This is a genomic window from Vibrio glycogenivorans, from assembly GCF_051660965.1.
GTDB lineage: Bacteria > Pseudomonadota > Gammaproteobacteria > Enterobacterales > Vibrionaceae > Vibrio.
Map to the genome: position 1 here is coordinate 1 of NZ_JBPVIS010000030.1, position 3,129 is coordinate 3,129.

3 protein-coding genes are annotated in these 3,129 nt (G+C 43.7%); 2 read left to right on the forward strand and 1 reads right to left on the reverse strand.

Annotated elements, in window-relative coordinates:
- Positions 1 to 326: 326 nt before the first annotated feature.
- Positions 327 to 800: a hypothetical protein gene (locus ACSTTG_RS24095; RefSeq protein WP_438476613.1), complete on the forward strand. Its 474-nt coding sequence runs from the start codon at positions 327 to 329 to the stop codon at positions 798 to 800.
- Positions 801 to 1,060: 260 nt separating this feature from the next.
- Here the strand turns inward: ACSTTG_RS24095 and ACSTTG_RS24100 are convergent, their stop codons facing one another.
- On the reverse strand, positions 1,061 to 2,056 hold the full coding sequence (locus tag ACSTTG_RS24100) for a transposase (RefSeq protein ID WP_438476614.1): 996 nt from the start codon (positions 2,054 to 2,056) through the stop codon (positions 1,061 to 1,063).
- Between the two features lie 488 nt (positions 2,057 to 2,544).
- Here ACSTTG_RS24100 and maoP point away from each other — a divergent pair, with 488 nt between their 5' ends.
- Positions 2,545 to 2,946 (forward strand): DUF413 domain-containing protein, encoded by a 402-nt coding sequence (gene maoP / locus ACSTTG_RS24105; RefSeq protein ID WP_438476615.1) that lies wholly within the window; start codon positions 2,545 to 2,547, stop codon positions 2,944 to 2,946.
- Positions 2,947 to 3,129 lie beyond the last annotated feature (183 nt).

Sequence of the window (3,129 nt, forward strand, 5' to 3'; positions counted from 1 at the left end):
ATCCATGTAGAACATCCTTAGCACCCTTTAAAGCTGGTTTTGATTACTTTAAAAGGTACGCTAATCCGTTCCGTCACTTTCCCTTGGTAATTAGCTTAACGACAAAATCGCTTGGTAATTAGCATACGACAGATTCGCTTGGTGATCACATGTCATTGCTGCCCTTCTAAACACACTTTTGGACAAAAGTTAGCTACAGCTCTGGCTAAATTGGTACCTGATGGATAATCTAAGGTATTGTAAACCCTCTTATCGATTGGTTAAATCGACTAACCCCATACCTTATAGTGGCATAACTAATTTGGTTACCTGATTGGAGCATAATCGTGAAAGTGATGAGGAAAACTAAATATGACAAATATAGGTTGATTTGTGAGAGATTAATCGGCGATTTGAAGAATGTTCCTGAGGAGAGTATTAAAAAGATACTGGCTTCTTGGGAGCAGTCTTTTGCACAGCTTGATGTTGAGTTATCTAATCCAGAGACTACGATAAAAAAATCATTGGTCACAGCTGGCATAGAGCAGGGCTTAACTGACACATATTATGTGATTTTAGAGTTGCCTGATGAATCGCGATATGAAGCTAAGAAATATTTTGTCGAAGCCTGCTCTGAATTTGAGCCTGCTTTTTTAGAACGAGTAACCGATAGAAGCGGAAAAATCCTAAAGAGAGGAAAGATAAGGAATGAGTCTGAATGGTATATAGTACGTAGTAAAGTTGATGACCTTATGCTGCAGAGGAATGAAGAGGCAGCTATTGAATATCAGAAACTACTCGATGATTTTGATTTAGGGTAAGTTAATGAGTAATTTGGTATTTGATATAGAGCTAACAGCTTCAAGTATTCATAAGTTGGTAGACAATCAGATTATTAACAAGCCTATGCGATCAAGGAGGGTTAACAACAAAGGTATTAAGTTGAAAAGTCTAATAAAGACATCCATAATCAGACAAAATCTATCATCAGAACCATATTTCTGATTATTGGGCACTATCGTATAAAATGGTCTTCACCACTGCACTCATCAGCGGAAAATCGAGCTTGATAAATGGAAAGTTAAGCCGCTTTAAAGCATCGCCTTGCGACTCTAACGCCTTTCATCCGCAGCAAGCCGTGATGTCGCTGATATTGACGCAGAGACTTTTCACCGCCGATAGGTCCGGTGAATTCCTTTTCAAGCGAAACAATCAAAGATCCCCACACCGCTTCATCGATTCCTAGCCTGGACAAAATCGGCGGATGAACCTCCGCTATGGCTCCACGCTTATCTTCACGTATGACGCGACCACTGAAATCCACCAGTGACAGGTAGTCTTCAAGTCGGAACGGCAGCCCCTTTGGTATCTCCTGCCTAGGGTCACCAACAAAGGGAAATAATGCCTCAGGTTGGCGCGGGCCACTGCCGTCAGTATCCTGGAGAATATCCACCCTAGCCTTGATACTGGTATATTCAGACTCTTCAGGGGTGGGGGCTATCTGGGCGCGGACTGGGTTTAAGTCGACATAAGCCATACAGGCAACTAAGGCAGCGTCGTCAAGTAGCGCTTGCGACTTAAAACGCCCTTCCCAGAATCGTCCGGTACACCCTTCTTCTCTATTGGCTTGACGGGCTATGGTCTCATTAAGATTACGCATAAACCAACTGATGTCATATAGACGCTGGCGATACACCTCAACAATATCCATAACCGCTTTCAATGATGCATCATCGAGCTGCTCTCCACTAAGGTAGCGAGTCGTCAGCAACGTTCCTTTGTGCAATTGATGCCAACGCTCCAAGACCTCATTCGCACTCCAGCCCATAGCCATCACCTGATTAACATGCAGCACCACGTGGGTATGATTACTCATCACCGCATACGAGCAAACGTCAATGGCGAACACACGCGCCATTTTAAGCAGACGCTCTTCAACCCAACCTCGCCGATGTTCATAACTCTTACCAGTAACCTGATCAACGCCACACATGTAGGCCCTGCGCGCACAGCGCGAAACACAGTGATAGTAGGCCGTATCATCCAGACTAACTTGTTTAGAGCGAGCTTTGGGCATCGTGACTCTCCGGAGAATTGAGCACTACTTCAGTGTAGGAGAGGGTCGATAACTCCACCAGTAATATGGGTGTCTACATATTTTCACTATGAAAAACCAGAGCAAGGCTTTGGTGCTCAAGGGCTTAGGAAATATTCAAACGAGTTGCTAGGCATATAACAAACGGTTATTCACCTTGCAAATGACTATGCCACGGCTTTGCCCCTTTCTGCGTTAGAGCAAAAGATCTAAGCACATTGATGCCTAAATTTTTCCCTTACACTATTTAATCCGTGAAGGATGGCTCAGCGCTGGGCGGTGCGTACAGGTATTCTTGACCTGATAGGTTTCGCGAGGCAATGATTTGTGATGTTGAAAGCGTACCAAGTTAACTGCATCAAACACCTAGCACATGTCTTACCACTAAATGGTCAGGACTCTCGAATCTCACCAAATATGATTAGCATTCAATTGTCAGTTGAATCGATAGATACAGGAAGGAGCCTGAAATGTCGATAAAATTACCACCTGAGCATAGGAAACTGTTGGAAACAGATTTCTATATCCCACGAGAACTTGAATCATTTCTAACTTACAAGGAAATCGAAGATATTGAAATTTATGGGAGTTGGTTATCGGCTCTGGAATTCGGTCGCATAAAGCCAGTCACCTTGGATCAAAAGGATTTTCTAAAGGTGCTTAATGGTGATGGCGCGCCCAAGACGAAATTACAGGAAACATGGATTAAGTGGCGGAAGATTCGTCGAAAGCGAATTTCCTGTAGGCTATGTATTGGGAAAGGTTTTTACACTAACCCTAAAACAAATGAAGTAGAAACGTGCAGCGACTGCCATGGAACGGGCCAGAAAGGTTTGACCAGCACGAAAATCAGTGCCGAAGGCAGTTATTAACTAACAATTGCTTTCATCACATCAGGCTATCTCTATACGATCTGGTCCCCATCAAACGCAGACTTGCCCCAAACTTTGTCAGCAACGCAAAAGCAATCAGATTATCGGCTATCGGTTTGAGCTACTTTTTGTAATGCCGCCAGTCGCGATTTCGGCGGCAGACAAGATTTAGGGCATTGCTTT

Coding starts and splice junctions, on each gene's coding strand:
- ACSTTG_RS24100 (WP_438476614.1), bottom strand. CDS start 2,056: ATGCCCAAAGCTCGCTCTAAACAAGTTAGTCTGGATGATACGGCCTAC.
- maoP (WP_438476615.1), top strand. CDS start 2,545: ATGTCGATAAAATTACCACCTGAGCATAGGAAACTGTTGGAAACAGAT.